Source organism: Bradyrhizobium sp. USDA 3650, assembly GCF_054057395.1.
Window position 1 is genome coordinate 7644576 of sequence record NZ_JBSRZG010000001.1, and the last position, 25384, is coordinate 7669959.

Below are 25384 nucleotides of genomic sequence, written 5' to 3' on the forward strand. Positions count from 1 at the left end.
AGGTCCGCCTTGATTTGTAGCCCGGATGAGCGAAGCGACATCCGGGATCTTTGTGAGGGAAGTCCCGGGTATCGCTGCGCTCACCCGGGCTACGAATGACGCTCAGCTTTCGCCGAACACGCGCTTGAAGATCGTGTCGACATGCTTGAAGTGATAGCCGAGGTCGAACTGCTCCTCGATCTCGGCGTCGGTGAGATACTTCTTCACTTCAGCGTCGTTCTTCAGGAGCTGGAGGAAGTCGCCTTCGCCGCGCCAGACCGGCATGGCGTTGCGCTGCACGAGCTTGTAGGCGTCCTCGCGGCTTGCGCCCTTCTGGGTCAGCGCCAGCAGCACGCGCTGCGAATGCACGAGGCCACCGAGGCGGTCGAGGTTCTTCTGCATGTTGGCGGGGTACACCAGCAGCTTGTCGATCAGGCCGGCGAGGCGCACCAGCGCGAAGTCGAGAGTCACGGTCGCGTCGGGACCCATCATGCGCTCGGCGGAAGAGTGCGAGATGTCGCGCTCGTGCCAGAGCACGACGTTCTCCAGCGCCGGCGTCACATAGGCGCGCACCATGCGCGACAGGCCGGTGAGGTTTTCCGACAGCACCGGGTTGCGCTTGTGCGGCATCGCCGACGAACCCTTCTGCCCTTCGGAGAAGAACTCCTCGGCTTCCAGCACTTCGGTGCGCTGCATGTGGCGGATCTCCACCGCGAAACGCTCGACCGAGGCGGCGATCACGCCGAGCGTTGAGAAATACATCGCGTGGCGGTCGCGGGGGATGACCTGCGTGGAGATCGGCTCGGGCACGAGGCCCATGGCCTTGGCAACATGCTGTTCGACGCGCGGATCGATCTGCGCAAAAGTGCCGACCGCGCCGGAGATGGCGCAAGTCGCGACTTCCTTCCGCGCCGCGATCAGGCGTTCCCTAGCGCGCGAGAATTCCGCATAGGCATAAGCGAGCTTGAGGCCGAAGGTCACGGGTTCGGCGTGGATGCCGTGGCTGCGGCCGATGGTCGGCGTCATCTTGTGCTCGAGGGCGCGCTTCTTCAGCGCTGCAAGCACCTTGTCGAGGTCGGCGAGCAGCAGGTCGGCGGCGCGGGTGAGCTGGACGTTGAGGCAAGTGTCGAGCACGTCGGAGGAGGTCATGCCCTGATGCACGAAGCGCGCTTCGGGGCCGACGATCTCGGCGAGGTGGGTGAGGAAGGCGATGACGTCGTGCTTGGTCTCGCGCTCGATCTCGTCGATGCGGGCGACGTCGAAAGTGGCGTCCTTGGCCTTGGCCCAGACCGTTTTAGCGGCCTCCTTGGGAATCGTGCCGAGCTCGGCAAGGGCGTCCGCCGCATGCGCCTCGATCTCGAACCAGATCTTGAACCGGGTCTGCGGCTCCCAGATCGAGGCCATTTCCGGGCGGGTATAGCGGGGGATCATTGGACTGCTCCAGGAAGGTGGGCGGGCGACCCGGAAGGGCGCGACCTGCCAAAATGTTTTTTACGCCGTGATCTAGCAGAGCGGGGAGGGCGAAACAAACGGCACCGGCAACGTAGCGGGGGATGATTGGGCTGGACAGGATCATCGGCCCGGCGGCGGTGGGGCGATGGGTGGCCGGTCTCAAGAGGGATGCCCGCAGATATTAACTGTCAATCACGGATCATTGACTGACAGATATTGAAATCTGTCAGCGAGACGTGTATATCCATTCTCGGACGCTCCGATTGGGCGTCTGGCGGCATCCCGGGAGCCCGACGTCCCAAGCAAATGGGGGATTGAGGGTCGCAATTGAACAACGGGGACCGCCAATTGATTGGAGACTTACGACAATGACGACCGAAATCATCAATTTGACCGGGACGATTGGGCACTGGCTCAATTTACTGGTGGCGCGCCAGATCGCGGCGCAGGCTGCAAAACTGCCTCATTAAGGCGAGAGCTTTCCGAAACGACCGGCACGGGCGCTTCGGAAGCAGCTCCGTCGGCGGGTAACTGAACCCTCAACGGGAACATGGTGCTGGCATGAACGAAGCCGTTATCTTGACGCCGGAGCGGATCCTCGAAGTCACCGAGGACGTGCTGCGGCGTTACGGACTCGCCAAGGCCACCGTGGTCGATGTGGCCCGTGCGCTCGATGTGAGCCACGGCAGCGTCTACCGCCATTTCCCGAGCAAGGCCTCGCTGCGCGAGGCGGTCGCCAAACGCTGGCTTGACCGCATCGACGCGCCCTTACGCCAGCTCGCTGAAGAGCAGGGCCCGGCTCCGGCGCGGCTCGACCGCTGGCTGCGCACGCTGTTCGCCGCCAAGCGTTCGCGCGTGCTCGACGACCCCGAGATGTTCGACACCTATCTGACCCTGGCGCGCGAGGCCTGTGCAGCCGTCAAGTGTCACAAGGACACCATGATCGACCAGATCGCGGCGATCCTGTCCGATGGCGTGACGCAGGGCGTATTCGAGGTGGACGATGTCAAGACCACCGCGCGTGCGATCTTCGATGCCACCGTCCGCTTCCACCATCCGGCTCATGCCGACGAATGGAAGGACGCCGATCTCTCGGCGCGCGTCGATGCGACGCTGGCGCTGGTATTGCGCGGGCTGAAGGCGTAGGCCAACTTCCTTCACGCGTTCCGAAGCCGTCACACCTGACGTGACCTGTCGCGGTTCTGTCTCAGACCTTATGGGCAACGCTGCCATTGCCGAGCGAGCGCTGATGATGGGTCTTTTTCCGCGCACGTAAGGCGGCGTTGGCCGATGGCACGACCGACGGGCTTTCCGGATAGGTATTGACTTCGATCTCGACCACGTCCTTTGACCGCTTTCGAAGGCGGTAGAACGCAAGTTCCTGTTCGAGAACAGGGCAGTGGAATTGGATCGTCGCTGTGTCTGGCAGACGGCAGAGCTCATCGATGAGCTCGCCGACAGTGATGATCGGGGGATGATGGATGGCTTCGCGGATAGCCTTACTCATGGCGCAACTCCCTCACTCCGCTACTAACCACGGCGCGACGGCGTCAGTTCCAATCCCACCCGGCCACACATGATCTAAAGGTGCGAGCCGCGCGCCAGCGCCCTAAAGCGCGGGTGCCAAATGCGAGCTGCGCAAGCGCAATATGCCGAACGGGTCTTCGCGCCCAGCGAGTTTGCGATAGGTCGCAAGGTCGTCAAGTGTCGGACCTTCCCCGCGTCTGACATTCACGCCCGCAACCGTTGCAACCGGAATCGACGTGCCGAGGCCTGCGTAGAGATAGTTGTCGCCGAAAGCTTTCTTGAGCGCGGTAAAAGTCGGCTCACCGGTGCAATGTCCCGGGGCTACGCTGTCGACCTTGAACCTGTCCTTCAGGGCGGTAACGACTTTTGCGATAGCTTCATCAGGTGCGACGACCAGATGAAATCCTCCCGCGATGAGATGAATCCTGGGATTGATACCCGTCGCCGCTTCGACGATGCGCTCGATCCCGGGGTGCGAGCAACCGACCAGAAGGACCATGCCGTCGGCCGTGTTGACGGCCAAGGACAGCTCCTTGAGTTCTCTCGTCCCCGGTGCGTCGGAAATCAGCGAGATGAGTGTGATACCAGGAGCGATCTCGGTGGTCTGATCGATCAGTTCGAAGTTCGCGTGGGCCCACGCGGTGCCGAACTTCATCACCGCGGGCGGCTTGCCTGCATAGTACCGCATCTCCGGCGGCAAGGCCTCGTCTTTCCGGTAGAAGGAGGAAGGCAGAGACGAGCCGTAGATGCCAAATCCTTCCTTCGGCGCGTAGATCTTGACGGTTGGATTGATGCTCAGGAGGTAGGACAAGCCCGCCATGTGATCGGAGTGGCGGTGCGAAAGAACGACAAAGTCGAGGTCCGAGAGATCAACTCCCTTGGCCTTCACGTTCGCCGCGAAGATTTCGGGATCGTTACCCGTATCGAACAGGATGCGTTTTCCCGCGATTTCGACAAGGGCGGAGAAACCCCAGTCCTTCGTCATCGCCTCATCTGTGCCGAAGGCGTCATAGAGAATCGTGATCTGGTTTTTCGCGTCAGCTGCCGCGCTTTCGGTGAGCCCGGCCGCGAAAGCGCTGAAGGCGATCAGTGCTGCAAGAAGACTGTCCCTGATGTTCATGAAAGCGTCTCCTGTTGTCGTGCAAGACATACAACGGGAACGAGGGCGGCTCTCGAGAGCCGTCCAAATTGGCTCTCGACAAAAGATCGGAGCCGGACACACATCCGCTGGCCGCTTGATGCGCGTGCCTGTGGTGGAGCCTAGCACAATCTAAGAGAGACTTGGAGACCTTCGTTGGGGGTGGCCAGTCGGGAACCAGATATTGTGGTCGCAGCAAACGGCACGCCGTCACCCTCTAGATCTTCGTCAGTCCACAATTGGCTGCCAACCGCACCAGCTGCGCGTCCGTGCGCGCGCCGGTCTTGGTCTTGATCAGATAGTGATAGTTCTGCACTGTCTTGACGCTGAGATTGAGATGCGCCGCGATCTGTTCGGTCGTGGCGCCGCCGGCGAACTGGCGCAGGATCTCGATCTCGCGTTCGCCCAGTTGATCGAGCGCCGAGCCCGCCGACAAGCTGTCCTCGGCCAGGATGTGCGCGATGTCGTCGCTCATGGCGCGTTCGCCGCGCGCCACGCTGCGGATCGCGGACACGACCGCGGACGGCTCGCTGCTCTTGGTGACGAAGCCGCTGGCGCCGGCACTGAAGGCTGCCTTCACCATCACGGCCTCGTTGTGCATGGTGAAAAACGAGGATTCGCGCCCGCGGGCTGCGCGCGCGGATGTTGCGGATGGCTTCCAGCCCGCTCGCGCCGGGCATCGAGATATCCAGCAAGACCACGTCGGGATCGCGCGCCTTGAAGGCGCTGTAGGCATCCGCGGCGTTGTCGGCTTCCGCCACGACATGCAGATCGCCCTGGCTTTCCAGCACGCGCCGGTAGCCTTGCCGCACGATCGGATGGTCGTCGACCAGCAGCACGGAGATGCCTGTTGTCGTAATCTCGTTCATGCCGGCCTCACGCGGCGAGCGGGATGGTGGCGGCGACGCTGAGTCCGCCTCGGGCGGGCAGGATCGAGAATGAGCCGCCGGCCGCTGCGACGCGCTCGCGGATGCCCGTGAGGCCGAAACCGGCCGACTGCTTGACGCGTGCCGCGTCGCCGCCACCATCGTCCTCGACACGGATCAGCAATGCATCGTCGTCGCCCGCGCGCCGTTCCACGCTGAGCGAAATCTCGCGTGCCGCGCCGTGGCGCAAGGCGTTGGTCAGGCATTCCTGCGCGACGCGATAGGCGGTGGTGGCGGCCGGGCCGCTGATGTCGGTGAGGTCGCCCTTGAGATCGAGCTGGATCGTGGGCCGCGCCGCGCTCTGCGAGCGCCAGCTATCCACCAAATTCACGAGGCTCGCCTCCAACCCAAGCTCGGCGGGCAGGGGATTGCGCAGACGCTTCAGCGCGTCGCGCAGCGAGGCCATCAGATGATGCGTGGCCTGCGAGATCATCCGCGCGTCCTGCACGATATCGTTGTGCTTGTCTGCCTTCGTGCTCGCCGTCTCGATGGTGTTGGCGAAGGCGAGGATGGCCGAGAGATTTTGTCCGAACTCGTCGTGCAGCTCGCGGGCGAGCGCGCGGCGTTCGTCGTCGCGGATCTCGATCAGGCGCCGCGTCAGCGCCGCGCGTTGCTCGGTCGCTTCCTCCAGTCGGCCGCCGAGCTCGCCGACGGCGCTGCCGATCATCGCCAGCTCCATCGAGCGGAAGCGCGGCAGTTTCGTGCGATACTGACCGCGGGCCATGCGCTGCAAGGCGATCACGATCGTGCGCGCCGGCGCCAGCGCATGCGCGATCGCGAGCGAAGCCAGTAGCGCGATCGCTGCCGCCATCAAAAGCGCGACGTCGATCACGTTGAGGATGTACTCCCAGGCGAGCGAGATGGCGGCCGTTTCATCCGGCGTCGCGACCACCGTTCCGGCGGTCGCCGCGCGGGGACTGACGGGCCGTATCACTTCGGCATGGCTGCCAAGGAAGGTCGGCACAATCGAGGCGAACCAGCGCGGCGGCGTCTTGCCGAGCCCCTCGCTCTGGCCGCAGAGCGGCTTTTCGAATGCAATGGCCGGTTGGAATTCGACGCAGACGCCGGGTGAGATCAGCTTCATCGTCTCCAGCGTGCGCCACTCCGGAACCGGCAGAAGCTGCTCGCGTGTTCTGCTGCTACGCAACAAGAATTCGTGCCAGTACAGGGCCTGAAGCGCCTGGGCGACCCGCTGCGCCGAGGCCGCAGTCGCCCGGTCGACGCTGCGATAGGCGTCGAACGTGGCCCAGATGGTCGCCGCGCCAAGGCAGAGCACGACGATGAGAAACAGACGGGCGACAAGCTGAAGCACAAGGCGCATGCGATCACCCCAAAGTTTGGTAAGGTCAGCCTAACAACGCCGCCGCGCCTTGCCAATTGCGGGGATCGGCAGGATGGCAGCTCGGGCAAATTTCCCAAGCCGGATTGGGCATGGCTCTTTGGACCGGGCGCGGCGGCTTTGATCTAATGGGCGGAATTCACGGCCAGGAGCGGTGCAGCATGAGTTCGATGACGATTGGGCCGATCGCGGGGTCTGCTGCCGACCCATCCGAGCGCAGTGCGCTCCTGTTCTGGATGATCTTCACCGGGCTTTCGATCTTCGCCGTGGTGCTGCTGTGGCGGTTCGGCCTGATCCGTCTCATGTTGACCTCGGATCGGACCTACATTTCCAGCGTGATCGCACTGCTCTATGTCCTCACTTGCGGTCACTGCTTCCTGCGTACGCGGGCCATTGCCCGTGAGGGGGCGGCGGCCCGGCGCTGCCGCGCGGTGCTCGCGGCGCCCGAGGGCGGCAAAGTGCTCGATGCGAGCGCGACCGCATTGCCGCGCGGCCTGGTTCGCGACCATATCGACAGCCTGGTGACAAAGGCGGCCGCGCAGGACTACCGCCCGATGGACCAGACGCTGCTGCTGCGGACGCTCGCCGACCGCCTGCGCGGCTCCAACGGCTTCGGCGCCTTCGTCTCGGACACGCTGATGAAGCTCGGCCTGCTCGGCACCATCGTCGGCTTCATCATCATGCTGGCGCCGATCGCGGGGCTGGATGCCGCCGACAAGGTCGCGATGCGATCCTCGATGGGGCTGATGAGCGACGGCATGGCGGTCGCGATGTACACGACGCTGGCGGGCCTGGTCGGTTCGATCCTGGTCCGCATCCAGTATTACATGCTGGATGCCGCGACCCAGAAGGTGTTCTCGGATGCGGTGGTGCTGACCGAGACTTATGTGACGCCGGTGCTGGAGCGCAAGGGCGCTGGAATCGCGACATGATGGATGATTTCGGTCTCTATCCGCGCGAGGAGCCGTTCGATCCCTTGGGCGTGATGCTGTTCAAGGCGCTCCAGGTGATCGCTTTTCTGTTCTTCCTTGCGTTGCTCGCGGTCTCGCCGGACGCCAAGGACGGCAAGATCGACTCCAAGGCCGAGTTCATGATCACGCTGGACTGGCCCGACAGCCATCCCGACGATCTCGACCTGTTCGTGCAGGATCCCGTGGGCAACATCGCCTGGTATCGCCACCGCGAGGCCGGTTTCCTCACGCTCGATCGCGACGACCGCGGCGGAGCCAACGATTTCATCGTGGTCAACGGCAAGAAGATCGCCTCGCCGATCCGCGAGGAGATCGTCACGGTGCGGGGCATCATTCCCGGCGAATACACCGTCAATGTCTCACATTTCGTGGCCACGACCGGCGAACCCGTCACAGCCAATGTGAAGGTGCAGAAGCTCAATCCCACGGCGCAGGTGGTCTTCGACAACAAGTTCACGGTCGATCACACCGGCGACGAGAAGACCGCGGTGCGGTTCCGGCTCGATGCCGAGGGCAAGGTCGTCAATGTGGATCAGCGGCCGAAATCGCTGCTGGAGACGTTCCGCAGCGGCTGGCGCAACGGCGCCGATCTCGACCCGAACACCGGCGTGAGCAAGAACGCTGTGAGGGTGCGCCGTGACTAGCCTGCAGACGGTCATCCTCACGCTATCGATAGCTTACGCCGTCATCGGCGCGCTGCTGCTGGTCGTGTTGGTCTATGCGCGGCTGCACTGGTCGATCAAGGCCGTTGCGGTGGTCGTGACCAGCGCCTTCTATGTCGTCAGCTTCACGGAAATGCGCGGGCTGCTCGGCTGGGCCAGCGCCGATCGGCTGCCGGCCTCCTTCAAGCTGCTGAAGGCCCGCATCGTCGAGCCGCATTCGTTGGAGGGCGATCCCGGCTCGATCTATCTGTGGGTCGAGCAGCTCGACGAGGACAATCGGCCGAGCGGCATCCCGCGCGCCTTTCGTGTGCCCTACAATGACAGGCTGGCCGACAAGACCCACGCGGCGGAGAACGAGATCGCGCTGGGACATCCGCAAGGCGGCCGTGCCGCCGATTTCGGCGGCGGCGATGGCAGCCTGATCGACATGGTGCGGGAATATGTGACGCCCAAGACCATCCTGGAGACGAGCGGAGGCGATTCCTCGACCGGCGAATTCCTGGCGCCACCGGCCGGCGCGCAGGGCGCCGTGTTCACCCCGATTCCGCCGCCCCGGATGCCACCGAAAGACGAGCAATAGGCTCTTCACCATCGCGACAGGGCAGCGCTGGCAAACCGCGCGCCGCTGGCGCATGTTCTTGACCTCCCTCAATTTGGCCTTATCGGCTCCCAATAAGGTTCGAGGGTGGAGGGTGCGTGCTTCTCGCGGTTTTCTCGGATATCCACGGCAACCGGCAGGCGTTCGAGGCGTGCCTGAAAGCCGCGCGGGCGCGTGGCGCCGAGCGGTTCATCCTGCTTGGCGACTTCGTGGGCTATGGCGCCGATCCGGAATGGGTGGTGGATACCGCGATGGAGCTGGTTGCCCAGGGCGCCGTCGCGGTGCGCGGCAATCATGACCAGGCGGTGAATTCCTCGGCCGAGACCATGAATGCCGAGGCGCAAGTCGCGATCGAATGGACCCGCGGCCGGCTCGACACCGCGCAGCGGCGGTTCCTGGCGGAATTGCCGATGCTGGTGGAGGACAGCGATCGCCTGTTCGTGCATTCGGAAGCCTCCAGCCCCCGAAGCTGGCACTATGTCCGATCGACCGCCGACGCCGCCAAAAGCCTGATCGCGACGCCCGCTCATGTCACGTTCTGCGGCCACATCCACCGCCCGGCGATCTATTCGATGTCGGTGACGGCGAAGATGTCGGGACTCGTGCCCAAGACCGACGTCTCCGTACCGCTGCTGCGCGGGCGGCAATGGCTTGCGGTGCTCGGCTCGGTCGGCCAGCCGCGCGATAGCGATCCATCCGCGGCTTTCGCGCTGTTCGACACGGTCTCATGCCTGATCACCTATTGCCGCGCGCCCTACGATGTCGAAACGGCCGCGAACCGGATCCGTGAGAACGGCCTGCCGCATTGGCTCGCCGACCGGCTGTCGCAGGGGCGCTAGAGGCCGATGCCGAAACCCCTCGTCAAATCGGGCGCAGAGATCGACGGCTACACGATCGGCGAATGCGTCCATGCCGGCGGAATGGCGACGCTGTGGACGGTCACCCATCCCGGCATCGAGGTGCCGCTGCTGATGAAGATTCCGCGGGTGTCGGAGGGCGAGGACCCCGCGGCGATCGTCTCCTTCGAAATGGAGATGATGATCCTGCCGCGGCTGGCCGGGCCGCATGTACCCTCAAGCTTCGGTACCGGCGATTTCGCCCACCAGGCCTATGTCGTCATCGAGCGCATCACCGGGACCACGCTCTACAAGCGGTTGCCCGACCTGCCGCTGCCGTATGACGAGGTGCGGCAGCTTGTCGCCAGGATTGCGACGGGGCTCGCGGATTTGCACCGGCAGAACGTGATCCATCACGACATCAAGCCGAGCAGCATCATGTTCCGCGAGAGCGGCGAGGCGGTGCTGATCGACTATGGCCTGTCGCATCACAACCATCTGCCGGACCTGTTGCAGGAGGAATTCCGCCTGCCTTACGGCACCGCGCCCTATATGGCGCCGGAACGGCTGTCAGGGGTGCGCGACGATCCGCGCAGCGATCTGTTCTCGCTTGGCGTCCTGCTCTATTTCTTCACGACCGGCGAGCGGCCGTTCGGCGAGGGCGAGACGCTGCGTGCGATGCGGCGCCGGCTGTGGCGCGATCCGCACCCGCCGCGCGGCTTGCGCGCCGATTATCCGCCCTGGCTCCAGGAGGTGGTGCTGCGGTGCCTCGAGATCGAGCCGGTGCGGCGCTATCCGACGGCGTCGCAGCTCGCCTTCGATCTGACCCATCCGGACCAGATCAGGCTCACGATGCGCTCGGAGCGAATGAAGCGCGATCCGCTCAGCGCCGCCTGGCGCCGCCGGTTCAACCAGGGTGTCATGGCGCCCCGCGCGAAATCGGATGTCGCAGCCCAGCTCGCATCGAGCCCGATCGTTGCGGTCGCGCTCGATACGGCGGAAGGCGAGCCGGAGTTGAACGAGGCTCTGCGCATGACGACGGAACGCATTCTCGCCACGCTGCCGTCGGCGCGGCTCGCATGTCTCAACGTGTTGAAGCTCAACCGCATCGCGATCGACAGGACGCTGGATGAGCAGGGCTCCAACAAGCATATCGACCGGTTGGTGGCGCTCAGGCACTGGGCCACTCCGCTCAAGCTCGATGAGAGCCGGCTGTCGGCTCACGTGCTGGAAGCCGTCGATCCCGCGGCGGCCATCCTGGAGTTTTGCGAGGTCAACCACGTCGACCACGTCATCATCGGCGCGCGGCAGGGCTCGTTCAGGCGCACGCTGCTCGGCAGCGTCTCGGCCAAGGTGGCCTCGGAAGCGGCCTGCACCGTCACCGTGGTACGGCCGCCGCGAATGGCTGCGGATGCGGGCGAGGAGGTGGGATAGAGCCGCGCTCTGGATCTGGAGGTTCAGGCCGCGTGAGCGGTGTGGACGGAGCGCTTGCGGCGGATCGGCCAGGAGAATTGCGGGCCAGGCTCGCCGTGATCCGCGCTGCCGCCGAAGAACTGGATGATCTCGCGGCAGGGCTCGCAGTTGAACAGGTTACGCGACGCGGACGCCTTGGTCATTTCCTTTAGGCAATTCGGGCAATGCGGCTTCATGAGCTTGGTCCAGAAAAGAATTCAATGCCGGCGCGGTGACCGGAGCGGGTGATCCAGGTCCGTCTCGGGCCCGGTGTCGTCGCGCATCTCGCCTTCAGTGCGTTCGAGCCGACCGAAGAAGAAATCGAGGTCAGGATGCGGGCGCCGCGGGATGCGGCACCGGCGCTTCGGCTGACGCTTTACGAGCGCGATCTGCATGGGGTCAGGCCCGATACCAGTCGCGACGAGCGATGCGGGTCGAGCGAGCCGAGACCTTCACCGGTCCAGCCGATGGACCAAACACAACAAACGCAGAAAAACCAAGCCACAACGCCACGCCAGTCCAAACCAGGGTCGTCGTCATGATGTGCTCCCGCGAAAACAGGCAAGAATCACTAGCGGTGATTTGCGCGAATCAGGGAAGCCCGGAGGAGTACGGATCAAGGTTGCAAATTTAGGCACTGCGCGCTGCAACACCCGTAGAAGCCGCACATCTGCGGAGCCGCGCGAGCCCTCAGATCGCCTCGCCGCGTGCAGCCGCGGCGGCGTTGCGGATTGCGGCGATGTTGGTCTTGTAGGCGTCCTGCGTGCCGCCCCTGAACACGGACGTGCCGGCGACGAAGGCGTTGGCGCCGGCTGCGGCCAGGGGACCTGCGACGTCGGAGCCGACGCCGCCATCGACTTCGATGTCGATCGGACGGCCCGCCGTCATCGCGCGGATATCGCGGATCTTGCCGATCGTGGAGGGGATGAAGGCCTGGCCGCCGAAGCCGGGATTGACCGACATCACCAGCACGAGGTCGACCAGGTCCAGAACGTATTCGAGCGCGCTGATCGGCGTGCCCGGATTGAGCGAAACGCCGGCCTTCTTGCCGAGAGCGCGGATCGCCTGAAGCGAGCGGTGCAGATGGGGACCGGCCTCAGCATGCACGGTGATGTGGTCGCAGCCGGCTTTCGCAAAGGCCTCGAGATAGGGGTCGCAGGGCGAGATCATCAGATGCGCGTCGAAGATCTTCCTGGTGTGCGGGCGCATCGCCTTGATGACGTCGGGGCCATACGAGATGTTGGGAACGAAGTGCCCGTCCATGACGTCGAGATGGATCCAGTCGGCTCCGGCGGCGTCCACGGCGCGCACCTCCTCGCCGAGCCTGGAGAAGTCCGAGGCCAGGATCGAGGGCGCGATTGCCAGGGGGCGGGGAGCGAAGGCTTGGGTCATGGCGGTTTCCCGTGGCGGCCGTGAAAGATGGACTCGCCTAACATGGGCCTCTCAGCCGGGCAATGCAGGGGCGGCGTGCTTCCTGTGGGCGGAAATTTCTGCCGCGACCGGCATGAATTGCCGGTGTTCCCGGGCCATGCAACGTGCGGTGAGAGCGGATTTCATTGAGTTTTTTGCGCTGGCACGGCGCTTGCTGACTTCATCTCAACAGAACATTGGCCGCGGCATGCCGCATCGGTTGGAGTTGTGCAATGTTGTTCGCTCTTGGGGCCGTATCGAGTGCGCTCGACGCGATCCAGTCGCTGACGAATTCGAAATCGTCCTCGTCGACGCAGAAGACGGGGTCCTCGCAAAAGCCGGCGACCAATCCGTTCGCGATCGACAGCGGCAGCAACAGCACGACCGGCGCGACCTCGTCGGTCAATGCGGGCAAAACCCCGCAGATCTCGTCGGAGACGATGAACGCGCTGTTCGCAGCGCAGAGCCAGTCGACGGACAGCACCGGCAGCGCCAACTCGACCTCGTCGAGCTCGACATCCTCGTCCCCGACGCGCCGCGACGCCGCCCTGAAGGATCTGTTCTCGCAGATCGATGGCGATGGCGACGGCAAGATCACCAAGTCGGAATTCGAGAATGCGCTCGGTGCCGGCGGCACCAACCTCGCGCGGGCCGACGACGTTTTCTCAAAGCTGGACTCGAATACCGACGGCAGCGTCAGCCTCGATGAGATGTCGAAGGCGCTGAAGAGCGGCCACCGCGGCCACCATCACGCGCAGGGTGCGAGCGATGCCTCCGGCAGCGGCTCGGATTCCTCCTCGCAGGCCAAGGGCGGCTCGACCTCGACTTCGACGACCGGCGCCGACGGCTCGACCACCACCACCGTCACCTACGCCGACGGCTTCAAGATGTCGACGACGGTCCCGGGCGCCTCCAGCCCCCGTAATTCAGCGTACGATCTGTTCGCGCAGTTGATGCAGCGGCAGGGCGGGCAGGGACAAGGCGCCTCAGCGGCTGCCGGTTCATCGATGTCGATGAGCGTGTAACCTCGCTCACGGCTAGCCTGCATATTCGTGAGTGATGTCACGGTAGAGATAACGGTCGCGGATTTCGTGATTGAAGAATGTACCCTTTGAGCGCGCATTCCTGAACGCCGCGGCGACCTCGGGCGGAACGTCCTCGTAGACATAGAGGCGCCCGCTGACGAAAGTCACTTTCAGCTCGCGCGTCTCGGGCGCATAACGGAAAAACCGGATCACGGAAGACGGCATGGCGGTGCACCTTGGCCCGTCAGGGTAACGCCGTGCCCGCCGTTTCGTTTCTAGCCGAACCGATCCTTCCATGCCGGCATCGCGCCGGCAAATGGCAGGGCTGTCGCATTGTAGACGCCGCGTGCGATTGCGCGTGCGACCACGTTGGCGGCGACGGTTCCGAGCTCGGTGAGGCCGACCAGCGGCTCGATCGGCTTCTCGCCCGTTGCGGCGGCGAACAGCACGTCGCCATCGGTTGGGGCATGCACCGGATAAATCGCACGGGCGAACCCGGTATGCGCGATCATCGCAAGCCGCTTGGCCTGGGCCTTGGTCAGCGTGGCATCGGTGACGACGAGGCCGATCGTGGTGTTCTCACGCGCGCTCGCAGCGGGTCCGCCCTTGATGCGCATCGCCAGCATGTCCGGTGTGAAAGCGGACGGCAGGCCGCGCCCGCCGAACTCGCCGTTCTCCTCGAACGGCGCAGCCCAGAACCAAGGCCCATCGCCAACGGTTGTGCTGCCGACCGCGTTGACGACCATGATCGCGGCAACCTTGATACCATTGGCCAGGACCGCGGAGGCCGACCCCAGTCCGCCCTTGAAGGTTGCGGTGGTGGCTCCAAGGCCGGCCCCAACGCTGCCCAGTGCGAAATCGTCGCTGGCAGCCAACGCTGCGGCGTAGCCGAGATCGCGATAGGGCGCGAAGCGTCCCCAGGCCTTGTCGCCACCGTTGAGCAGGTCGAAAACGATCGCGCCCGGGACGATCGGAATCACCGCCTCGCGAATCCGCAAGCCGCGGCCTTGTTCGGCGAGCCAGGCCTGGATGCCGCCGCCGGCGTCGATTCCAAAGGCGGAGCCGCCGGACAGCGCAATCGCATCAACGCGATCGACGGTGCTGGCGAGGTCGAGCAACGCGTCTTCGCGCGTGCCGGGTCCGCCGCCGCGAACATCGATGGCCGCGACCGCGGGGGCGTCGAAGATGATCGCGGTCGTGCCGGTGGCGATTTTCGCATCCTCGGCGTGGCCGACGCGGACGCCGGCGATATCGGTGAGAAGGTTTTTCAAGGCGGCTCCGCAGGCTGAAAGGCGTTCGCTTCAGCGATATCGCAGGGATGCCGCAGGCTCAACCCGCGAGGGCGGTCCTCAGCATCTTGGCGAGCTCGGACTTGCGGTAGGGCTTCGCCAGCAGCAGCACGCCGGAATCGAGCCGCCCGTGATGGACGATGGCGTTCTCGGTGTAGCCCGAGGTGAACAGCGTCTTCAGGTCGGGGCGGCGGCGAGCCGCCTCGTCGGCGAGCTGGCGTCCGTTCATGTTGCCGGGCATGATGACGTCCGTGAACAGCAGGTCGATGTCCTTGTCGGCGTCGATAATGACGAGGGCCTCGGCCGCGTTAGCGGCTTCGAGGGCTGTATAGCCGAGGCTCTTGATCTGGGTCACGACATATTGGCGCACCAGCGCGTCGTCCTCGACGATCAGGATTTTTTCGTGGCCGCCGGTGACTGGCGCGTTCTGGAGCACCTCGAATTCGGTCTCCTGCACGCCGCTCGAGCGCGGCAGGTAGATCTTCACGCTCGTGCCGTGGCCTTCCTCGCTGTAGATCTTGATGTGTCCGCCGGACTGCTTGACGAAGCCGAACACCATGCTGAGCCCGAGGCCGGTGCCCTTGCCGACTTCCTTGGTGGTGAAGAAGGGATCGAACACCCGGTCGATCAACTCCGGCGGGATTCCGGAGCCGGTGTCGCTGACGGCGATCATGACGTAATTGCCGGCCACCACGTCGGGATTCATGCTGGCATAACCGTCGTCGAGGAAGATGTTGCGCGTCTCCAGCACCAGCGTGCCGCCGTTGGGCATGGCATCGCGCGCGTTGAGCGCGAGATTGAGGATCGCGGTGGAAAGCTGGCCCGGGTCGATCAGTGCCGGCCACGCATCCTCGGTGAGCTGCGGCATGATGGTGATCTGCTCGCCGAGCGTGGGATGCAGGAGCTTTGCGGCCTCGAGCGTCAATGCGTTGACGTCGATTTCGCGCGGTTGGAGCGGCTGCTTGCGGGCGAAGGCGAGCAGATGCTTGGTCAGTTGCGCGCCACGTTCGGCGGCGTCATCGATCAGCTTGGTGATGGCGGCGAGCTCGGGACGGTCAGCGACCGCGTCCGCCAGAATGCCGATCGTGCCGGTGATGACGGTCAGCACATTGTTGAAGTCGTGCGCGACACCGCCGGTCAATTGACCGATGGAATCCATCTTCTGGACGTGCCTGAACTGCGCCTCGGCGGCCTGCTTCTCGGTGAGGTCGCGACCGATGAAGAAATGGCGCTTGACCGGATCGGACCAGGTGCCCATCCAGTTCAGCGTGACCTCGTGACCATCGTAGTGGTAGTAGCGCGCCTCGAAGCTGCGCTTGACCGCGCCACGCCGCGCCGCGCGCATCTCGTCGCGCGTCTTCTGTAGGTCGTCGGGATGAATGAACTCGGTGGCGCTGTGCCCGATCATGTCGTCCGGACTCAAGCCCAGAATGGTCTTCACGCTGGGGCTGACCTGGATGAAATTGCCAAAACCGTCGGTGACCAGGATCAGGTCCTGCGAAGTCTCGAAGATCCGCTGCCGCTCCTCGACCTCGCGGCGCAGTTTTTCTCGTGCCTGCTTCTCTTCCGTGATGTCGTGGGCGATCTTGGAAGCGCCGATGATCTGTCCGGTGGCTGATTTGAGCGGAGAAACATTGAGAACGACGTCGAGCGGCCGGCCGTCCTTTCGGATCCGGACCGTTTCATGCTGGGCGATCGTTTCATTGCCGCCGACCCTGTTCAGGATACCCCTGACCTCGGCCTTGCGGTCCTCCGGCACGATGATGTCGATCGGTTGGCCGATGGCCTCCGCGGCGGCATAGCCGAACAGATGTTCGGCGGCCTTGTTCCAGCCCGTGATGACACCGTCGAGGGTCTTCGTAATGATGGCATCATTGGCGGATTCGACGACGGCCCCGTACAGCGCAAGGCGCTTGCCATAGTAGTCGCGATCCAATGCCGACTGCTGGCGCAACCTGCCGACGAGTCCCAGCGTGTGCGCCTGGAGGCGGACATTTTCGATCAAAAGCACTGCGAGCACGAAGGTCGCCGCGCAGAGGCCGTAGACGCGGCCGGCGTAGAAGCCGAGATCGAAGCGCGCGACGTTGACGATCGCCGACAGCGCGATGTCGAACAGCCACGCGCACATCACCACCATGAGCCAGACGTCGATGACCGAATGCGGACGGCGGAACCACAGCGAGACCAGCGCGGCAAAGCTCAAGGACCAGACAAAGGCCACCACGCCGATCATGATCTGCGTGTAACGGCCGTCGCGCAGCAGGACCGGAAGCAGGTCGTGCTGGGCAGTGACGATCCAGGTCAAGACGATCATGACCGCGGCGACGCCGACCACGCTGGCGTAGATCGCCTTGCTTGCCGAGCCCGCGATCCGGGCACCGCCGTCGGCCTCCTTCAGCCAGGCGTAGCCCAGCACGCAGAGCGGAAAGCCGCCGTGCCAGATCATGTAAAGCCAGACCGTGGTCTGCTGGTTGGCCCCCAGCAGCCCGGTCGGCGAAAAAAGTCCGGGGAAGGTAAGGGCATGGACCACGGCCGCGGCAGCGGTGAACAGGTAGCCCGTCGCGAGCACGAGCAGCGCGCGGGTCCTGAGCACCGCAAACTGCGACAACAGCAGGACCGCGGTGACGATGTCCGCGACGACGAGCGCGGATTGATAGCTCGCGACAAAGGCTGGCACCGGGAGCAGCGGGATACCTGCGAAGGGCACGGCCACTGCGAACAGAATCGACGAGACGCCCACGATCGCCAATGCTGCGGTGCGGTCTTTCGGGGTAGCCGGCAGCGTCGAAAGGAATGTGTTCCGATCGGTCGTTGCGGACACGTGCAGCTCTCGCAGATCGGTCTTGAGCATCTTCGCCAATCTCATTTGGCCTAATCAATTTTGGTCCATGGTAGCGGGTTCTGGGCACGCATCATGACAAAACCCACCGCGACTCAACCGAAGGTTACAGTTTACTTAATTTTGTGGGGAACGCGCACGGGGGATCGGGTAAGATGCGCTTTACTGGACGGTGCCATAATGCTCTCCCGCTGCTACGGGTTCCAGGTTTGAATCAGGCATTTTGATTTCACGATCCGGGAGTTGTTCCCAATGCCCCGTGTTCTCATCATCGACGACCAGAAGGACGTCCGTGCGATGGTCGCGATCGTGCTGCGCGTCAACCGTTACGACGTCGTTGAGGCCGATAGCGGCGCAGCCGGGGTGAAAGCCTTCACCGAGGCCTGCTTCGACGCGGCAATCGTGGACATTTTCCTTGGCGATACCAGCGGCGTCGAGGTCATCACGACGCTGCGCGAGCTTGCACCGAGCCTCCCGGTCGTTGCCGTGTCGGGGATGACGGCGCTGGACTTCATGGAACAATCGCCCCACCTCGCCAACGTGGTCTGCCTGCAAAAGCCGTTTCGACCGAACGATCTTCTTCAAGCACTAAGGAACGCCCAAGCCGCGGCGGACGGCGCGCTGCCTGCAGCCGTCTGACCCTGACGCGGGAAGAAACGCCCCGGGGCAAGCCGGGGCGCGACGATGATTGGATGAGGCCTCCAAGGCCCCCGGCAACCGTGCTTAGGTGCCGTTGCCGCTAATCGCGGCGTAGCCGCCCTTGGCGTCCCATTTGTAGACGACGTAGTCGAGCTGCTTGATGTCGCCCTTGGCGTCATACTCGATCGGCCCGATCACGGTGTCCCACTTGCCGGCCTTGATGGCCGCCATGACCTTCTTGGCATCGGTGGTGCCGGCCTTCTTGGCCGCCTGCGACCAGACCTGCATCGCCGCATAGGTGTAGAGCGTGTAGCCCTCGGGGTCGATGTTCTTGGCCTTGAAGGCCTCGACGATCTTCTTCGCGGTCGGCTTATTGCGCGGATCGGGGCCGAAGGTGAACAGCGTGCCTTCGCCGGCCGGGCCGGTGATGGAGGCATATTCCTTGTCGGCGAGCGCGTCGCCGGCCATCAGCACGGTCTTGAGGCCCTGGTCGCGCATCTGGCGCAGGATCAGGCCGCTCTCCTGATGGTAGCCCCCGACATAGACGAGATCGATGTTGTCGCGCTTTAGCCGCGAGACGATCGCGTTGAAGTCCTTGTCGCCCTTGTTGTAGGACTCGTACATCTTCTCGGTGACGCCGGCCTTGTTGAGCGCCTTCTTGGTCTCGTCCGCAAGACCCTTGCCGTAGGTGGTCTTGTCGTTGAGGATGGCGATGTTCTTGCCCTTGTAGTTCTTGGCGATGTACTGGGCGGCGACCAGGCCCTGCTGGTCGTCACGGCCGCAGACGCGCGCCACGTTCCACAGTCCGCTATCGGTGAACTTCGGATTGGTGGAGGCGGGAGTAATCTGGAGCACGTTGCCGTCGGCATAGGCTTCCGAAGCCGGGATCGACGACGACGAGCAATAATGCCCGGCCACGAAGGGAATCTTCGCGCCGGCGATCTTCTCGGCGATCGAGCGCGCCTGCTTCGGATCGCAAGCGTCGTCCTCGACGGACAGCGCGAGCTTCTTGCCGTTGAGGCCGCCGGCGGCGTTGATGTCGGCTACGGCCATCTCGGCGCCGTTCTTCATTTGGCGGCCGAAAGCGGACTCGCCGCCGGTCATCGGACCTGCGACTGCGACGGTGACATCCTGCGCGAATGCCGCGCTCGACAGCGCGATCGACGCGCCGAATGCCAGACCGATGAGCTTCAGTGATTTCATGAGATACCTCGAGGGTGGTCGCCTGTGGGAGTTACCGGGCATGCCCGGTTCAAACCGGCGCCATTCTTGAATGAATTCGAGGAGAAGTCACCGGCAAAATACGGGCATGGACAGAGATATCTCGCCACATTCGGCAGCACGGGTTCGCCTTGGGCGGCCTCAACCGTGCCGGCCGCCTTCCAGGTAGGCGGCGCGAATCTCGGGGCGCTGCAACAACTCGGCACCGGTCCCGGCCAGCGTGATCAGGCCATTGACCATGACATAGCCGCGATGGGCGAGCTTGAGCGCATGGTTGGCGTTCTGCTCGACGATCAGCACGGTCAGGCCGTCCTGGCGGTTCAGGGTGCGGATCGCATCAAAAATCTGGCGCGCGATCAGAGGCGCCAGACCAAGCGAGGGCTCGTCGAGCAGGAGCAGGCGAGGACGGCTCATCAAGGCGCGACCGATGGCCAGCATCTGCTGCTCGCCGCCGGACAGGGTTCCGCCACGCTGGGCGTAGCGTTCCTTCAGCCGCGGAAACAGCGTGAACACGCGTTGTAGCGTCGCCTCGCGTTCGGCGTCAGTGCACTCGGTGGCATCCGCCCCCATCTGGAGGTTTTCCGCCACGCTCATGCGCGGGAAGATGCGGCGGCCTTCCGGCGATTGCGCGATACGCAAATGCGCGATCTCGTGGGTAGGCACTTCGGTGATGTCGCGGCCTTCGTACAGGATCTGGCCGGCGCGGGCGCGGGGCTTGCCGAAGATCGTCATCATCAGCGTCGACTTGCCGGCACCGTTGGCGCCGATCAGCGCCACGATCTCGCCGGCATTGATCTCGAGGTCGACGCCCTTCAGCGCCTCGATCTTGCCGTAGGCGGCGCGAAGGCCGCGGATCGCGAGCAAGGCAGTGGGCGACGTCACGACCCGCCCTCCATCACGGCCGCCGCCTCTTCCTCATCGGTGCCGAGATAGGCGGCGATCACCTTTGGGTCGTCGCGAACCTCGCGCGGGGAGCCTTCAGAGATCTTCACGCCGTGGTCCATCACAACGATGTGGTCGGAGATCTCCATCACCACAGACATGTCGTGCTCGATCAGCAGGATCGAGGTGCCGAGCTCGTTGCGGATCGACAGCAGCAGCTCGCTCAGGGCGGCACTCTCGCGCGCATTGAGGCCGGCGGCGGGTTCGTCCAGGCACAAGAGCGCGGGCTCGGTGCACATCGCACGTGCGATCTCGAGCCGTCGCTGGTCGCCATAGGCAAAATTACCGGCGGCATCGTCGGCGCGATCGAGCAAATTGACCCGCTTGAGCCAGTCGGTGGCGAGATCGATCGCGCGCTTCTCGGCGTCGCGGTAGACAGGCGCGCCAATGAGCCCGAGCAAGGTGAAGCCGGAGGCGCGCATCAGCGCGTTGTGCTGCGCCACCATCAGGTTTTCCAGCGCGGTCATGCCGGGAAACAGACGGATGTTCTGGAAGGTGCGGGCGACCTTGGCCTGCTTGGCGATGCGGAAATCGTTCAGCCGCTCCAGCGCGATCACCTTGCCGTCGTCATGGCTGAGGCGGATGGCGCCGCCGCTCGGCTTGTAGAAGCCGGTGATGCAGTTGAACACCGTCGTCTTACCGGCGCCGTTGGGTCCGATCAGCGCGGTGATCTTGTTCCGCTCGGCAGCAAACGACAGGTCCTGCACCGCGACGATGCCGCCGAAGCGCATGGTGAGCCGGTCGACCTCGAGAATCTGGTCGCGGCTCATCCGTGTCCCTCCTTGACGAGGTCGGATGAGATCGCGTGGGCCTTGGTCAGATACACGGTCGGCGCGCGATGGCCGATCAGGCCGCGCGGCCGCCAGATCATGATCAGCACCATGGCCATGCCGAACACCAGCATGCGATAGCTCTCGAGGCTGCGGAACAGCTCGAATCCGCCGATCATGGCGAGCGCGGAGAGCGCCACGCCAAGCTGCGAGCCCATGCCGCCGAGCACGACGATGGCGAGCACCAGCGCCGATTCCTGGAAGGTGAAGGATTCCGGGCTGATGAAGCCTTGGCGGGTCGCGAAGAACGCGCCGGCAAAGCCGCCGAACATCGCACCGGTCGCGAATGCCGTGAGCTTGGTTGTCGTGGTGTTGATGCCGAGCGCGCGGCAGGCGACTTCATCCTCGCGCAAGGCTTCCCAGGCGCGGCCGATCGGCAGCCGGCGCAGCCGGATCGTCACCCAGTTGGTGAGCAGCGCGAGCGCCAGGATGAGGTAGAACAGGAAGACGATGCGGTGGGTCGGCGAATATTCGATGCCGAGCCTGGCGGCGAGCCCGTTGTCGCTGTTGTCGAGCGGGATGCCGAAGAAGGAGGGGCGGGGAATGCTGGAGACGCCGTTGGGACCGCCGGTCAGATCCTGCCAATTGATGATGACGAGGCGGATGATCTCGCCGAAGGCGAGCGTCACGATCGCGAGATAGTCGCCGCGCAGGCGCAGCACGGGAAAGCCGAGCAGCACGCCCCAGAATGCGGCGAGGACGCCCGCTAGCGGCAGGCAGATCCAGAATGACCAGCCGAAATTGGTCGCAAGCAAAGCGTAGGAATAGGCGCCGACCGCATAGAAGGCGACGTAGCCGAGATCGAGCAGGCCGGCGAGGCCAACCACGACGTTCAATCCCCAGCCCAGCATGACATAGGTGAGCACGAGGATTGCGAGGTCGAGGATGTAGCGCTGGTCATAGAAGATCACGGGCACCAGCAGCGTGAAGATCAGGAGCGCCGGTGCGAGATAGCGGCCGAGGAACGACATTCCGCTCTGCACCGCTGGCGGCACCAGCTTGTCGGCGCCGGTCGGACCGATCCATTGCTTGAGCAGCTCGAGCACGATCGAGCCGCCGAATACCGCGGCGACGAGGGAGGCAACCTCGCCGAAGCGCGTCCAATAGGTGAGCTGGCCGTCGGAACCAGCTTCGGTGCGGACGCCGACCATCAGCGAGAACAGCACCAGCGCGATCAGTGCGTTGACGCAGGCGGTCTTCAGGAGAGCGGGGATGCCCGATGCAGTTTTGGCCGTATTGCTCGATGGAGTTTTCACGCGCGCGACCGTCAGACTTTTTCGACTTCGGGGCGGCCGAGCAGGCCGGTCGGCATGAAGATCAGCACGACGATCAGGATCGAGAACGCGGCGACGTCCTTGTACTCGACCGAGAAATAGGCCGACCAGAACGTCTCAATCAGCCCGATCGCGAGCCCCCCGAGCATGGCGCCGGGCAGCGAGCCGATGCCGCCGAGCACGGCCGCCGTGAACGCCTTGATGCCGGCGACGAAGCCCATGAAGAAATCGACCAGTCCGTAATAGAGCAGGTACATCAGCCCGGCCACCGCGGCGAGCGCAGCGCCGATCACGAAGGTCATGGAGATGGTGCGGTCGACGTTGACGCCGAGCAGCGCCGCCATGGTCTGGTCCTGCTCGCAGGCGCGCATGTCGCGCCCGAGCCGGGTGCGCGACACCAGCCAGGTGAAGATCGCCAGCAGCACGATGGTGGTGATGACCACCACGATCTGGATGTTGGAGAGCTGGATGACGAAGCCATCGGCGCTCTCGTGCAGCGTATATCCGCCGGTGATCACTGGCGGCACTGGCTTCACCCGTGCGCCTTGCGCCACCTGCGAATAGTTGGTCAGCACGAACGACATGCCGATCGCCGACAGCATCGGCGCGAGGCGGAACGAGTGGCGCAGCGGACGGTAGGCGATGCGCTCGATGGTCCAGCCATACAAGGCGGTGACCGCCATCGAGACCAGGATCACGATCAAAAGGATCACCGGGACCGCAGTCAGGCCGGTCGAGACCAGGAGAAGGAACGTGATCAGGGCGATGAAGCCGCCGATCATGAAAACATCGCCATGGGCGAAGTTGATCATGCCGACGATGCCGTAGACCATCGTGTAGCCGATCGCGATCAGCCCGTAGATCGAGCCGAGCACGAGGCCGTTGATGAGCTGCTGGGCGAAATAATCCATAGGCTGCCGTACCCAAATCTGACGCGGCTCAAAGGGAGCTCTTCGAGAGAGAGTGCTGGTTTCTTCTCGGGCCCCGGCAGCCCTTAAGCATTCTCGTTTTGTAACAGGAGGGAACTGGCGGCTGCAACCGGCCCTGCCTCCGCATCAAGGCTTTTACAGAGATCATTTGGGCGCTCCGGTTCCCCGCAATGGGCGGAACCGGCGCCGCCTGCGCCCAATTGGATGCCTGTCGGGAGGCAGTTAAGGTAAACAAAGGGTTTAAATTGCCGCCACAGTCTGATGCGAGTTAGCTCCCGGCAAAGCCTTCCATCGAAGGCGCGGACCAAACGAAGCGGGAAGCGGCATGTTCGGAAACTGGCGGATCGGTTCGGTCAACGGCGCACTTCTGGCGGCCTATTTCATCCCGGCCTGGACCCTCGTTGCCTTCAACATCATGGTGGCGCCGGTGCACGGCCTCTATGAGCGGCCGAGCGTCGCAGTGGCGCTTTTCCTCAGTGACCATCTCCAGATGGCGGGGATGGACACGGTGCGCGCCGCCTGGCTGCTGGCACTGGGCCGACTGACGGTGGTGGCGTTCTTTGCGATCTACCTTGCGCTGCTCTGCATCCCGCGCATCCGCAAGAACGGCGGCAGCGACGAAGCGCTCGGCATTGCGCTTGCGATCGGCAGCCTGATCTCGTTTGCGAGCATGATCATGGCCTCGAAGGTCGGCGAGATGGCCGCGCTGCGGCTGCACGCCACCGAACTGCTGCTTCTGCTCGGTGCCGCCATCGTGGTGGTGATCGAACGGCCCGAGGCGGCGCCCAAGATCGTTCAGAAGACCGTTGAGGCCGCCCCGCCGCTAGGTCTTGAGCAGGCCGAGCTCCTGCACAATCGCTGAGGCTTCCTTGACGGCGTGGTTCGCCGCCGGCACGCCGCAATAAATCGCCTGCTGCAGCAGGATTTCCTTGATGTCGTCGGGCGTGAAGCCGCCCTCGGCGAGGGCCGCGCGCACATGCAGGCGGAATTCGTCCCATTGGCCAAGCGCTACCATGGTGCCGATCACCAGCACCCGCCGCGTGCGCTCGTCGAAATGCGGCCGCGTCCAGATCTCGCCCCAGGCGTAGCGCGTGATCATGTCCTGGAAATCGGTGTTGAATGCATTGCGACCCGCGATCGACTTGTCGACCCAGGCATTGCCCAGCACTTTTCGGCGCACGTTCATGCCGGCATCGCGGCGTTTCTGATCGTCCATGCTGTTCTCCTCCTTCGTCATTGCCAGTCAGTCACCACGGAGGCATTTCTGGATTGCTTCGCTGCGCTCGCAATGACGGTTGCGACTAACGCTGCGTCAAGAAGCCCACGACCGCGTCGGTGAACGCGTGCGGCTGCTCGACATTGGAAATATGGGCGGCGTCGATGATGGTCATGCTCGCGCCGGGAATGCTTGAGCGGATCAATTCACCCGCCGAAATCGGCGTCGCCACGTCGTGGCGGCCAGCGATCACCAGCGTCGGGCTCTTGATCTTCGGCAGCAGCGCGCGCTCGTCGAGCGTCGACAGCGCCTCGCAGCAGGCGAGATAGCCTTCGACCGGCGAGGCCAGCAGCATCGCCTTCATCCTGGCGGCGATGTCGGGTGCGCGCTCGCGGAAATCCGGGGTGAGCCAGCCGGCAATAACGGCATCGGCGACGGCGGCGATGCCGCCCTTCTTCACGGCGTCGATGCGCTCGAGCCATTTGGTCGGCTCGGCATAGTAGCAGGAGGTGTTGGCGAGGATGAGCTTGCCGAAGCGCTCCGGCGCGTTCGCGCCCAGCCATTGCCCGACCATGCCGCCCATCGACAGGCCACACCAGTGCACTTTCTCGATATTGAGGTCGTCGAGGATCGCGAGCACGTCGCGGCCGAAACGCTCCATCGTATAGGGGCCGGGCGGAACGTTGGACTTGCCGTGGCCGCGGCGGTCGTAGCGGATGACGCGGAATATCTGCGTCAGCGCTTTCATCTGCGGCTCCCACATCTGCAGAGTGCAGCCGAGCGAGTTCGACAGCATCAGCGTCGGCCCGCCGTCGCGGCCCTCGACGGAGACGTTGATCAGGCAACCGTCGGCATCGATCATGGGCATGCTGGCGTCTCCGTTTTATGTC

Annotated in this window: 27 protein-coding genes and 1 pseudogene; 9 read left to right on the forward strand and 19 right to left on the reverse strand. The window is 64.2% G+C overall.

Annotation, left to right across the window (positions count from 1 at the left end; translation table 11 throughout):
* Positions 1–102 precede the first annotated feature (102 nt).
* Positions 103–1410: an adenylosuccinate lyase gene (gene purB, locus ACVIN2_RS35970; protein ID WP_456769237.1), complete on the reverse strand. Its 1308-nt coding sequence runs from the start codon at positions 1408–1410 to the stop codon at positions 103–105.
* A gap of 582 nt (positions 1411–1992) precedes the next feature.
* On the opposite strand from purB, the gene ACVIN2_RS35975 reads away from it, so the two are divergent.
* Entirely contained in the window at positions 1993–2577 is a 585-nt protein-coding gene (locus tag ACVIN2_RS35975) for a TetR family transcriptional regulator (RefSeq protein ID WP_456769238.1), read from the forward strand.
* Positions 2578–2638: 61 nt separating this feature from the next.
* Here ACVIN2_RS35975 and ACVIN2_RS35980 read toward each other — a convergent pair whose 3' ends face one another.
* The 4 genes and pseudogenes from ACVIN2_RS35980 to ACVIN2_RS35995 all read right to left on the reverse strand — a co-directional run bounded on the left by ACVIN2_RS35980 (position 2639) and on the right by ACVIN2_RS35995 (position 6343).
* The gene (locus ACVIN2_RS35980; protein ID WP_456769239.1) at positions 2639–2938 is read right to left on the reverse strand and encodes a hypothetical protein; all 300 of its coding nucleotides are present in this window, start codon (positions 2936–2938) and stop codon (positions 2639–2641) included.
* Between the two features lie 102 nt (positions 2939–3040).
* Positions 3041–4078 carry an MBL fold metallo-hydrolase gene (locus tag ACVIN2_RS35985; protein ID WP_456769240.1) on the reverse strand — a complete coding sequence of 346 codons (1038 nt, stop codon included), beginning with the start codon at positions 4076–4078 and terminating at the stop codon, positions 3041–3043.
* A gap of 235 nt (positions 4079–4313) precedes the next feature.
* Positions 4314–4965, reverse strand: a pseudogene (locus ACVIN2_RS35990) (response regulator).
* 7 nt (positions 4966–4972) lie between these two features.
* On the reverse strand, positions 4973–6343 hold the full coding sequence (locus ACVIN2_RS35995; RefSeq protein ID WP_456769241.1) for a sensor histidine kinase: 1371 nt from the start codon (positions 6341–6343) through the stop codon (positions 4973–4975).
* 179 nt (positions 6344–6522) lie between these two features.
* Between ACVIN2_RS35995 and ACVIN2_RS36000 the strand changes: the two genes are divergently transcribed.
* The 5 genes from ACVIN2_RS36000 to ACVIN2_RS36020 all read left to right on the forward strand — a co-directional run bounded on the left by ACVIN2_RS36000 (position 6523) and on the right by ACVIN2_RS36020 (position 10862).
* Entirely contained in the window at positions 6523–7293 is a 771-nt protein-coding gene (locus ACVIN2_RS36000) for a MotA/TolQ/ExbB proton channel family protein (protein WP_456769242.1), read from the forward strand.
* Positions 7290–7976 carry a hypothetical protein gene (locus ACVIN2_RS36005; protein WP_456769243.1) on the forward strand — a complete coding sequence of 229 codons (687 nt, stop codon included), beginning with the start codon at positions 7290–7292 and terminating at the stop codon, positions 7974–7976. Before ACVIN2_RS36000 ends, ACVIN2_RS36005 begins: the two co-directional genes overlap by 4 nt.
* Complete coding sequence (locus tag ACVIN2_RS36010) at positions 7969–8574, forward strand: hypothetical protein (RefSeq protein WP_027567695.1); 606 nt, start codon at positions 7969–7971, stop codon at positions 8572–8574. Before ACVIN2_RS36005 ends, ACVIN2_RS36010 begins: the two co-directional genes overlap by 8 nt.
* Before the next feature lie 116 nt (positions 8575–8690).
* Positions 8691–9431 carry a metallophosphoesterase family protein gene (locus tag ACVIN2_RS36015; RefSeq protein WP_456769244.1) on the forward strand — a complete coding sequence of 247 codons (741 nt, stop codon included), beginning with the start codon at positions 8691–8693 and terminating at the stop codon, positions 9429–9431.
* Between the two features lie 6 nt (positions 9432–9437).
* The gene (locus tag ACVIN2_RS36020) at positions 9438–10862 is read left to right on the forward strand and encodes a protein kinase domain-containing protein (RefSeq protein ID WP_456769245.1); all 1425 of its coding nucleotides are present in this window, start codon (positions 9438–9440) and stop codon (positions 10860–10862) included.
* Between the two features lie 23 nt (positions 10863–10885).
* Here the strand turns inward: ACVIN2_RS36020 and ACVIN2_RS36025 are convergent, their stop codons facing one another.
* From ACVIN2_RS36025 to rpe, 4 genes are all read right to left on the reverse strand, one after another.
* Complete coding sequence (locus tag ACVIN2_RS36025; RefSeq protein ID WP_456769246.1) at positions 10886–11044, reverse strand: hypothetical protein; 159 nt, start codon at positions 11042–11044, stop codon at positions 10886–10888.
* A 54-nt stretch (positions 11045–11098) separates the two neighbouring features.
* Positions 11099–11275 carry a hypothetical protein gene (locus ACVIN2_RS36030; protein ID WP_198034867.1) on the reverse strand — a complete coding sequence of 59 codons (177 nt, stop codon included), beginning with the start codon at positions 11273–11275 and terminating at the stop codon, positions 11099–11101.
* 4 nt (positions 11276–11279) lie between these two features.
* Positions 11280–11420, reverse strand: coding sequence for a hypothetical protein (locus ACVIN2_RS36035; RefSeq protein WP_456769247.1), 141 nt, complete (start codon positions 11418–11420; stop codon positions 11280–11282).
* A gap of 150 nt (positions 11421–11570) precedes the next feature.
* Positions 11571–12272, reverse strand: coding sequence for a ribulose-phosphate 3-epimerase (gene rpe, locus ACVIN2_RS36040; RefSeq protein ID WP_456769248.1), 702 nt, complete (start codon positions 12270–12272; stop codon positions 11571–11573).
* Between the two features lie 251 nt (positions 12273–12523).
* Between rpe and ACVIN2_RS36045 the strand changes: the two genes are divergently transcribed.
* A complete protein-coding gene (locus ACVIN2_RS36045) occupies positions 12524–13315 on the forward strand; it encodes an EF-hand domain-containing protein (protein WP_456769249.1) in 792 nt (263 codons plus the stop codon).
* A 12-nt stretch (positions 13316–13327) separates the two neighbouring features.
* Here the strand turns inward: ACVIN2_RS36045 and ACVIN2_RS36050 are convergent, their stop codons facing one another.
* From ACVIN2_RS36050 to ACVIN2_RS36060, 3 genes are read right to left on the reverse strand one after another with little or no spacing between them, the layout of a single operon-like run.
* Positions 13328–13540 (reverse strand): KTSC domain-containing protein, encoded by a 213-nt coding sequence (locus ACVIN2_RS36050; RefSeq protein ID WP_456769250.1) that lies wholly within the window; start codon positions 13538–13540, stop codon positions 13328–13330.
* A 50-nt stretch (positions 13541–13590) separates the two neighbouring features.
* Positions 13591–14586 carry a P1 family peptidase gene (locus ACVIN2_RS36055; protein WP_456769251.1) on the reverse strand — a complete coding sequence of 332 codons (996 nt, stop codon included), beginning with the start codon at positions 14584–14586 and terminating at the stop codon, positions 13591–13593.
* Positions 14587–14644: 58 nt separating this feature from the next.
* Positions 14645–17455: a PAS domain S-box protein gene (locus ACVIN2_RS36060; RefSeq protein ID WP_456769252.1), complete on the reverse strand. Its 2811-nt coding sequence runs from the start codon at positions 17453–17455 to the stop codon at positions 14645–14647.
* 240 nt (positions 17456–17695) lie between these two features.
* On the opposite strand from ACVIN2_RS36060, the gene ACVIN2_RS36065 reads away from it, so the two are divergent.
* Positions 17696–18082, forward strand: coding sequence for a response regulator (locus tag ACVIN2_RS36065; protein ID WP_456769253.1), 387 nt, complete (start codon positions 17696–17698; stop codon positions 18080–18082).
* Between the two features lie 84 nt (positions 18083–18166).
* Here the strand turns inward: ACVIN2_RS36065 and ACVIN2_RS36070 are convergent, their stop codons facing one another.
* The 5 genes from ACVIN2_RS36070 to ACVIN2_RS36090 all read right to left on the reverse strand — a co-directional run bounded on the left by ACVIN2_RS36070 (position 18167) and on the right by ACVIN2_RS36090 (position 23260).
* Positions 18167–19285, reverse strand: a complete 1119-nt coding sequence (locus ACVIN2_RS36070; RefSeq protein WP_007602405.1) for a branched-chain amino acid ABC transporter substrate-binding protein — start codon at positions 19283–19285, stop codon at positions 18167–18169.
* Between the two features lie 159 nt (positions 19286–19444).
* Complete coding sequence (locus tag ACVIN2_RS36075) at positions 19445–20185, reverse strand: ABC transporter ATP-binding protein (RefSeq protein WP_456769254.1); 741 nt, start codon at positions 20183–20185, stop codon at positions 19445–19447.
* Positions 20182–21015: an ABC transporter ATP-binding protein gene (locus ACVIN2_RS36080; RefSeq protein ID WP_456769255.1), complete on the reverse strand. Its 834-nt coding sequence runs from the start codon at positions 21013–21015 to the stop codon at positions 20182–20184. The genes ACVIN2_RS36075 and ACVIN2_RS36080 overlap by 4 nt, the downstream gene beginning before the upstream one ends.
* Positions 21012–22331 (reverse strand): high-affinity branched-chain amino acid ABC transporter permease LivM, encoded by a 1320-nt coding sequence (gene livM / locus ACVIN2_RS36085; protein WP_456769256.1) that lies wholly within the window; start codon positions 22329–22331, stop codon positions 21012–21014. Before livM ends, ACVIN2_RS36080 begins: the two co-directional genes overlap by 4 nt.
* 11 nt (positions 22332–22342) lie before the next feature.
* Positions 22343–23260, reverse strand: coding sequence for an ABC transporter permease subunit (locus tag ACVIN2_RS36090; RefSeq protein ID WP_007602412.1), 918 nt, complete (start codon positions 23258–23260; stop codon positions 22343–22345).
* A 343-nt stretch (positions 23261–23603) separates the two neighbouring features.
* Here ACVIN2_RS36090 and ACVIN2_RS36095 point away from each other — a divergent pair, with 343 nt between their 5' ends.
* A complete protein-coding gene (locus ACVIN2_RS36095; protein ID WP_456769257.1) occupies positions 23604–24140 on the forward strand; it encodes a hypothetical protein in 537 nt (178 codons plus the stop codon).
* Here ACVIN2_RS36095 and ACVIN2_RS36100 read toward each other — a convergent pair.
* Positions 24102–24494 (reverse strand): carboxymuconolactone decarboxylase family protein, encoded by a 393-nt coding sequence (locus tag ACVIN2_RS36100; RefSeq protein WP_027567707.1) that lies wholly within the window; start codon positions 24492–24494, stop codon positions 24102–24104. The two genes, ACVIN2_RS36095 and ACVIN2_RS36100, sit on opposite strands and share 39 nt — an antisense overlap.
* An 85-nt stretch (positions 24495–24579) precedes the next feature.
* On the reverse strand, positions 24580–25362 hold the full coding sequence (gene pcaD, locus ACVIN2_RS36105; protein ID WP_456769258.1) for a 3-oxoadipate enol-lactonase: 783 nt from the start codon (positions 25360–25362) through the stop codon (positions 24580–24582).
* Positions 25363–25384: the final 22 nt, after the last annotated feature.

Bases quoted from the DNA above. Each gene is read 5' to 3' on its own strand.
- purB (WP_456769237.1), bottom strand. From the start codon at position 1,410: ATGATCCCCCGCTATACCCGCCCGGAAATGGCCTCGATCTGGGAGCCG.
- ACVIN2_RS35975 (WP_456769238.1), top strand. From the start codon at position 1,993: ATGAACGAAGCCGTTATCTTGACGCCGGAGCGGATCCTCGAAGTCACC.
- ACVIN2_RS35980 (WP_456769239.1), bottom strand. From the start codon at position 2,938: ATGAGTAAGGCTATCCGCGAAGCCATCCATCATCCCCCGATCATCACT.
- ACVIN2_RS35985 (WP_456769240.1), bottom strand. From the start codon at position 4,078: ATGAACATCAGGGACAGTCTTCTTGCAGCACTGATCGCCTTCAGCGCT.
- ACVIN2_RS35995 (WP_456769241.1), bottom strand. From the start codon at position 6,343: ATGCGCCTTGTGCTTCAGCTTGTCGCCCGTCTGTTTCTCATCGTCGTG.
- ACVIN2_RS36000 (WP_456769242.1), top strand. From the start codon at position 6,523: ATGAGTTCGATGACGATTGGGCCGATCGCGGGGTCTGCTGCCGACCCA.
- ACVIN2_RS36005 (WP_456769243.1), top strand. From the start codon at position 7,290: ATGATGGATGATTTCGGTCTCTATCCGCGCGAGGAGCCGTTCGATCCC.
- ACVIN2_RS36020 (WP_456769245.1), top strand. From the start codon at position 9,438: ATGCCGAAACCCCTCGTCAAATCGGGCGCAGAGATCGACGGCTACACG.
- ACVIN2_RS36025 (WP_456769246.1), bottom strand. From the start codon at position 11,044: ATGACCAAGGCGTCCGCGTCGCGTAACCTGTTCAACTGCGAGCCCTGC.
- ACVIN2_RS36030 (WP_198034867.1), bottom strand. From the start codon at position 11,275: ATGCAGATCGCGCTCGTAAAGCGTCAGCCGAAGCGCCGGTGCCGCATC.
- ACVIN2_RS36035 (WP_456769247.1), bottom strand. From the start codon at position 11,420: ATGACGACGACCCTGGTTTGGACTGGCGTGGCGTTGTGGCTTGGTTTT.
- rpe (WP_456769248.1), bottom strand. From the start codon at position 12,272: ATGACCCAAGCCTTCGCTCCCCGCCCCCTGGCAATCGCGCCCTCGATC.
- ACVIN2_RS36045 (WP_456769249.1), top strand. From the start codon at position 12,524: ATGTTGTTCGCTCTTGGGGCCGTATCGAGTGCGCTCGACGCGATCCAG.
- ACVIN2_RS36050 (WP_456769250.1), bottom strand. From the start codon at position 13,540: ATGCCGTCTTCCGTGATCCGGTTTTTCCGTTATGCGCCCGAGACGCGC.
- ACVIN2_RS36060 (WP_456769252.1), bottom strand. From the start codon at position 17,455: ATGCTCAAGACCGATCTGCGAGAGCTGCACGTGTCCGCAACGACCGAT.
- ACVIN2_RS36065 (WP_456769253.1), top strand. From the start codon at position 17,696: ATGCCCCGTGTTCTCATCATCGACGACCAGAAGGACGTCCGTGCGATG.
- ACVIN2_RS36070 (WP_007602405.1), bottom strand. From the start codon at position 19,285: ATGAAATCACTGAAGCTCATCGGTCTGGCATTCGGCGCGTCGATCGCG.
- ACVIN2_RS36080 (WP_456769255.1), bottom strand. From the start codon at position 21,015: ATGAGCCGCGACCAGATTCTCGAGGTCGACCGGCTCACCATGCGCTTC.
- ACVIN2_RS36090 (WP_007602412.1), bottom strand. From the start codon at position 23,260: ATGGATTATTTCGCCCAGCAGCTCATCAACGGCCTCGTGCTCGGCTCG.
- ACVIN2_RS36095 (WP_456769257.1), top strand. From the start codon at position 23,604: ATGTTCGGAAACTGGCGGATCGGTTCGGTCAACGGCGCACTTCTGGCG.
- ACVIN2_RS36100 (WP_027567707.1), bottom strand. From the start codon at position 24,494: ATGGACGATCAGAAACGCCGCGATGCCGGCATGAACGTGCGCCGAAAA.
- pcaD (WP_456769258.1), bottom strand. From the start codon at position 25,362: ATGCCCATGATCGATGCCGACGGTTGCCTGATCAACGTCTCCGTCGAG.